The following is a 4776-nucleotide window of genomic DNA, read 5'->3' on the forward strand; positions in this document are numbered from 1 at the left end:
GACCGTGCAGCCGGAGAGACACAGCCGTCTCGCAACGGCCAGACCGATGATCCCGCCGCCGATGACCACTATGTCCGATCGCTGCGCCACGGAACTCCGCCACTCCCTCACCGGCAATGAAAAAGCCGTTTCTCGGCGAAACGGCTTCGTTCAGCCGTTTCCCTACGCTGGCATAACCCAGGTCAGGTTCGAAGGGTCGTGATTCTCAGGCTCGCGAGGAGCCGCCCCTAACGGTAACAGGAAGTGTATGGAAAGCGGATGGCCGTGTCAACGGATTCTTCCGGGCCGCCTGGACCGCCTGGTCCGCCCGGACCGCCCTCAGGCGCGGTTCCGTCCGCCGTCGGGTCCGCTTACGTGACGGACGATCCGCCGGCGTCACGGCGCCGCCCGGTCGGTCAGACCATCCCCAGGTGCCGCCGGTAAAACCATTCCGCCGCGAGCAGGCAGACCAGTAACGCCAGCACGCCGGGATGGTTCCAGAGCGCGACGGTGCGCGACTCCTGCACAGTGATCTCGTCCAGCTCGATATCGTTGGCCATGCGATCAATGTCCGATGGCAGGTAGAAACCGCCGCCCGTCATATCGGCCAGCCGGGCCAGCAGTTCACGGTTCATACGGGTTCGCTCGAACTCGGCGCCGGCTTCACCCACGATGAATCCCCCCCGGTCGGTCCCGATCGGTACGCCGCTCAGCGCGGCGGCCGCTTCGAACGAGTACGCGCCCGCGGGCAGAAACTGCAGGCGCCCGGTGTAACGGCCGAACCCCTGTCCCGTCGAAGTGAGGTTAATTTGAAGCGTACCCGTTTCGTCCTGCGCCGGGCGAACGGCCACGGTCAGTTCGGCCCCCTCGACCGGTCGGTAGTTCTCATCGTAGATCTGACCGTTGAAGCGGATCGTTTCACCGCCGTGGTACTGAAGCCTGTCCGAAACGACGCGTATCCTGCGGCTGCCCTCGCGCACGGTAATCCACCTTACGGCGTTATTCCAGAACCTTTCATACGCCGCGTTGGTCCCGCCGCTGCCCCACATCATCAGGTCCCAGCGCCACAGGCCCTGGGCGGCGATACCGAGAACCCGGCCCTGCCCGTAACGATGCTCGGCGATTACCGGGGTGCGCTCGTCTTCGGTCCGCCAGGTAGGGTGCCTTGCGAGTACCGTCGCACCGGGTTTCGCGCGCCCGACCTGGTTCATCCCGGGCAGTGGCGGCAGTTCCATCCAGCGCTGTTCCGATTCGGCCGGGTCATCATCCAGTCGGGTAATCGGATGCGTGCGTCCGTCTGACGTCAAGTCAGGTACGAAGGACGCTTCGGAAAGGCCCCTGGCCGAAGCGGCGATACCGAAGGGCATCATATCACCGACGGGTGTTCCGGCGTATCCACCCATTTCAAAGCTGTGGGGACCGCCTAAGGCGATCAATCCGCCGCCCCTTTCCTCGACGAAGGCTACCAGGAAGGGCGCCCACGGCCGAATGCGTTCATAGTCCACGCTGCCCAGGATGACGAGGTCATAGGAGAACCAGTCCGCCCGCGAAGCCGGGATGGGTTCGGGAAAGGTCCGTCCGTCGGGCCGGAGCAGGATACTGGTCACTTCCAGATTGGCGTCCTTTTCCATAGAGCGCTTCAGGAAGCCCATGTCGGCTCGGGGGGCGCCTTCGATATACAGCACCCGCAATCCGGATTTCAGCACCTTGATCGCGAAATCCCGACGATTGTTCCCCGCGGTGATCTCGCCATCCAGTTCGGGTACTTCCACCTGGTACCGGTGAACGCCTTCGGTCTCGGGAACGACGTGGAAAACGACGGTCCGTTCCTCTTCCCGGTCATCCTGCGTGATTTCCTCGCTTCGGAGGATGCGGCCTTCTTCCCGCAGGATGACGGGTATGCGCACGTTGCCGAACCCCCGGCTGCGCACGCCGACTTCGACGGGAACGTTGCTCCCGGTGTAAACCACTTCGTTCACCGTCAAATGGGAGACGCCGATGTCCCGGACGCCCAGCGTGTCGCCGATGCCCACCGTGTACACGGGCATATCGATATCCTCGGCGACCCTGAGCGGGTCGCGCCCGGCGGTGAAATTCCCGTCGGTGACCAGGACGGCGGCGGCGAAACGGCCAGCGCCGGATCCGCCTTCGAGAAAGGACATGGCGCCGCCGATGTCGGTACCTGCGCCGTCTGTGGAGAGGGAATCGATTACACCTTCAGGCAGGGCCGAAAGGTCTTCCGCGAACCGGTAACGATGGACACGGTGACGGGTTTCAAGGGCATGCATTGCGTCGCCGGACAGGACCGAGGCCAGGACATCGTTCCGCCTGCCCAGCCGGTCCGTCAGACCCATGCTCGCCGAGGTGTCGACGAGCACGGCCAGGCGGGGTGACTCGGTCCTTTCCAGCACCATTCTCGAGACGGGATCGCTCAGGACCGCCAGCGCCACGGCGGCGGCCGCGATCCGCAGGCCGATGAGACCCCAGGCGGGGGCCGGTGACAACAGGCTGAACAGCCGCCGGGAAAGCCCGTAGATCAGGATACCGGAGAGGATGAAGGCGATGAGGATCCAGATTAGGGAATCCGTTTGGATATCCACGGGCATACGGGCGCTCCGGTGTTAACGATCGGTTGTGTCTACTTTCCCAGGGCGCCGTCCAGCCTGGCCTGGGCGATCAGGTAATCGTACTGCGCGCCGGCCAGGTCGGATTTCGCCCGGACCAGGGCTTCCTGCGCCGTAAACACTTCCAGCAGCGTGCCGGATCCCACCCGGTACCGCTCCTCAGCCAGCCGGAGACTCTCCTCCGAAGCCACGATGTTGTCATTACTGAGCGTGATGACTTCCCGGGCCGTTTCCAGGTCGAGCAAGGCGTTCCGGATGGTCAGCGAGGTCGTCCTGCGGGTCTGGCGCAGTGTTTCTTCCGCGATCAACTGCTGTGACTGCGCCTGTGAGATCTCGGCATAGGTCTGCGTGCCGTTCAGGATCGGCATGCTGAGGTTCAGGTTAAAGGACAGGCGCCAGTTCTTGTCATAGGTGCCGTAGACGTCCTGGAAACGCACGCCCGACCGGCTGTAACCTACGGAGCCCGATATCGTCGGCCAGAGTCCGCCCCGGGCCAACTTGGTCCCGATCATCGCGGAACGGATGCCGCCCTCGTCCCGCTGGATGGCGGGATTGGTCAGGTTGGCCATCCGAAGCGCATCCGGCAAGGCCATGGACGCCGTCGTATCGAGCGCCCCGCCTTCCAATGGGTCGATGATCTCGAAAACCTCGCCGGAACCGATGCCCATGACGTTGGCCAGCGCGGTCCGGGCCTGCAGTACGTCCTTCTGGCGGTTATGCAAGGTAATCCGCGCCGCGCCAAGTGCGGCCGTGGTCTGCAGCACCTCCACGCGGGCCACGGAACCGATCTCGTACATGCTCTGGGTCCGCCGAAGTTGTTCCTCGTTAAGGCGGACGTTTTCTTCTTGCACTTCCTTGAGCCGCAGGGCCCGCAGCAGGCCGTAATAACCGGTCTTCACGTCCACGGTGATCTGGTTTTCGGTACTTACCTGCCCCAGTATCTCGTTGTCTACAAGCTGCCGGTCACGCCGGATCGCGTTCCAGTTCTGGCCGCCATTGTACAGATTCATGCGCAGGAAGACGTTGTTGCCGTAATTCGTCCGGGTGCTGCCCGGCGACTCCCTGATCAACTCGCCCTCGAGGAAGAGTTGGGAATCGCCTGAAGTCGTCCGATTCGCGTTCATCAGGTTGGCGGTCAACTGTGGCATGACACCCGTATAAGAACCCAGGACGGCCGCCTGCCGGACTTCCACCTGTTTCCGGGCGATCTCGATCTGGGGATTGTTCTGCATTGCGATCTGAATACACTGCTCCAGCGTGTACGGACCGGCCGCGGTCGCGGCGGATCCGGAGACCTGCCCGAGTGCCGTTTCACCCCGGGTGAACAGGCAGGCCGTGATCAGGACGGCCCAGCCGATGGCATGTCGCGTCTTCATTGAGTTGCTCCTTGTTACGGTGGACGAAGAAGATTCTTATGGAAGTTCCCTATATTTGATTAGACGAAATTTTAACCGAAATCCCGCGCAACAGATCGGTTTATCTGTTAGACCACAGATAGCGTGGAAGGTTTCGGAGTAACTGAGAAGCGGAGGAAGGGCAAAAACCCGTCACATGCGGCGACGCCAGAGTATCCACAGGCCGACCGCGAGGAGTCCCGCGCCCGCACCGATCCACGAGGTGTAGCCCGCAGGAACGGGGGATGCGGCGACTGCCGGATTGATCGTGCAGAGCGAAGTAAGCAGCTCGACGGATTCGCTTACCGCCACGTCGCCGATCAGGGTGAAGAGCTTTCCGTCGTAATGGCGTCGCAGAATGGAATAGGGGCCTCGTTCCCACACACGCACGTCGCCGTGCAATTCGGGCGTGCCCCTGGGAGACCGGTGCGACGATTCAGAGGAAGCGATCCGCTGGAAGAGCGAGATGCGAGAGAGGCCGTCGCTGTACATGAAATGCACGAGCGGTTGGCCGTGGTGCTGCATGACACGGCGTTGCTGCAGGATGAACCCCGGTGGAACGTAGACCGGGGCGTTCAACTTGAAATCCGCCTCTTTCTGTACTTCGCTGATGGACCCGCAGGCAATGACCTGGTTGATTTCGACGGACTTGCCTGTCCATTCCTCGGTATCGAAGATGTCCGGTGAAATCCGCGGGTCCTCCTCGAATGCCGTCAGGAAGACTTCTTCGACCAGTACGCCCGCCTCGTTACGTTCTTCCGTGCGCATCACGAGGCCCG

General features: G+C 62.6%; 3 protein-coding genes and 1 riboswitch. All 3 genes read right to left on the reverse strand.

The window, feature by feature from the left end:
• Nucleotides 1-142 precede the first annotated feature (142 nt).
• A riboswitch (TPP riboswitch) is annotated at nt 143-239 on the reverse strand.
• 156 nt (nt 240-395) lie between these two features.
• Nucleotides 396-2585, reverse strand: coding sequence for a hypothetical protein (locus OXH56_14700; protein MCY3556560.1), 2190 nt, complete (start codon nt 2583-2585; stop codon nt 396-398).
• 32 nt (nt 2586-2617) lie between these two features.
• Nucleotides 2618-3979 carry a TolC family protein gene (locus tag OXH56_14705; protein ID MCY3556561.1) on the reverse strand — a complete coding sequence of 454 codons (1362 nt, stop codon included), beginning with the start codon at nt 3977-3979 and terminating at the stop codon, nt 2618-2620.
• Nucleotides 3980-4150: 171 nt separating this feature from the next.
• Nucleotides 4151-4776 (reverse strand): MucB/RseB C-terminal domain-containing protein (locus tag OXH56_14710; protein MCY3556562.1); only part of this gene is annotated, 626 nt, incomplete at its 5' end.

This window comes from Gemmatimonadota bacterium, assembly GCA_026702745.1.
In the GTDB taxonomy this organism is placed as follows: domain Bacteria; phylum JAAXHH01; class JAAXHH01; order JAAXHH01; family JAAXHH01; genus JAAXHH01.

What these genes read in the sequence shown, in the direction of transcription:
- OXH56_14700 (MCY3556560.1), bottom strand. Translation starts at nt 2,585, where the DNA reads ATGCCCGTGGATATCCAAACGGATTCCCTAATCTGGATCCTCATCGCC.
- OXH56_14705 (MCY3556561.1), bottom strand. Translation starts at nt 3,979, where the DNA reads ATGAAGACGCGACATGCCATCGGCTGGGCCGTCCTGATCACGGCCTGC.